The organism is Neisseria sp. P0001.S005, from assembly GCF_051963715.1.
Genome location: NZ_JBQCTZ010000369.1, coordinates 1 through 1845 on the forward strand (window position 1 = coordinate 1; position 1845 = coordinate 1845).

A 1845-nucleotide genomic window follows, 5' to 3' on the forward strand; every position below is an offset into this window, starting at 1 on the left:
CATCTACAATCAAAATATCACTGCTTCGCATAAGTTTCTGCCATTTCCGGTAAAGCTATTTTGACGCACGCGCCGCCGCTGTTCTGATTGCTCAGGCTGATACGGCCGCCATGCTCCTCAATAATTTTTTTCACAACGGGCAAACCCAGCCCCGTTCCTGTCGGTTTGTCGGTAACGTACGGCTCAAAAGCATTGTGCAGCATTTCTTTGCTGAAACTTTTACCGTTGTTGCAGACGGTCAGGAAAACCTGTCCGCCTTCGCGCCCTGTTTCAACGTTTACTTGCGGCGCTTCGTCCGACTCTGCCGCTTCTGCAGCATTCTTAAATAGGTTATGCAACACTTGGCGCATCGCCGTCGTATCGGCAACAATCGGCAAGGCGTCGGCGCTGAGCCGTGCATTAAACTTGCACGCGCCGGCCTCATATAATACCAATACTTCCGACACCAAACCGTTTAAATCTTGTTTTTCTAAATTCAGCGACGGCGCACGCGCATAGTTACGGAACGCTTCGACCATTTCTTTCAACGCGGCAACCTGTTTGACGATGGTATCGGTTGAACGGCTGAGGATTTGGGCGTCTTGTTCATCAAGTTTATCATGCAATTTCCATGCCAATCTCTCGGCGGAAAGCTGGATAGGCGTAAGCGGATTGCGGATTTCATGCGCCAAACGTTTCGCCACTTCGCCCCATGCGGCCTCTTTTTGCGCGCGTATCAATACGGTAATGTCATCAATCACCATCACCACGCCGTTATCGTTGTCTTCCGGCAGGATGGTGGCTTTGCCCAACAAGATTCGGGCATCATCGGGCGCGGCATATTCGACTTGAACGGGTTTGTCGCTGTCGGCGGTTTCATTAATGGCGGCAAACACATCGGCCAACAGGGTTTGCTGCGGCGATTTGCCGTGCCATTGATGCCAGTTGCTGCCCCACAAAGACACCAGCGAAACGCCCAAAATCTGTTCGGCGGCCTTGTTAAAGGTTTTCAGACGGCCGTCGGCATCCAAAGTAATCACGCCTGTGGTCAAACTTTCCAACACGCATTCCAAATAATGGCGGGCGGCTTCTTCGCGCAAACGGTTGCGCTCGTCCGCCTCTTTGGCAATCGATAATTGCTCGGTCATGTGGTTGAACAATTGGGTCAAACGACCGAACTCGTCATTGCGGAATACCGGCCGGGTCTGACTGAAATCACCCTGAGCCACCGCCCGCGCGCCCTCTGCCAGCGATAACACCGGTGCCACAAAACGGCGGGCAAAATACAAAGCCATAACCAGCGCTAAAAAGATGGCCAACAATGTCGCGACCAACAGCGTGGACAGGAAAAAGGTTTGCAGGCCTTTTTTGGTATAACTCAGCTCGGCGTATTTGGCGCGGGCCGCTTCAATTAGCGTCGCATCTTGGGCAACATCTTTCGGAATCGGCTGCCGGAAAAACAACGCATAATCCTGATTTTTATGCGTACCGATCAGCATCCAACCTTGAGCATACAGCACGCCTCCGATGTTTTCCAAGCTGCGCACCGAGCCGGTCTGCTCCAGCTGCTCCCATCCTTCTTTGTTGAGCTCGGGTTGATTTAGTTTCAGGGGATTGATGCTTTTCTCGACTTTATGGGTAGTCGCGTTGTAAAGCGCCAGCTGGGCAAAGTCGGCAGTAAGCGCGGATTTTGCCAGCGCTTTCCCTAAGTTGCCGTCCAGCGAAGCGGCGCTGATTAAGTCGATTTGCACCGGCGTGGCGTTGCTGACAGCATTGTCCACCGCCAAGTTCAGCGCGGATTTGCTCAAGTTTAAGCTGCGCTCTAGAGCCTCATGGGTATCGTTGCCAAACCAAGAATTAATCGTA

At 52.5% G+C, this 1845-nt stretch carries 1 protein-coding gene; it reads right to left on the reverse strand.

The window, feature by feature from the left end:
- Positions 1 to 17 precede the first annotated feature (17 nt).
- A partial coding sequence (locus ACTHSP_RS20245; RefSeq protein WP_440346794.1) for an ATP-binding protein occupies positions 18 to 1845 on the reverse strand: 1828 nt, incomplete at its 5' end.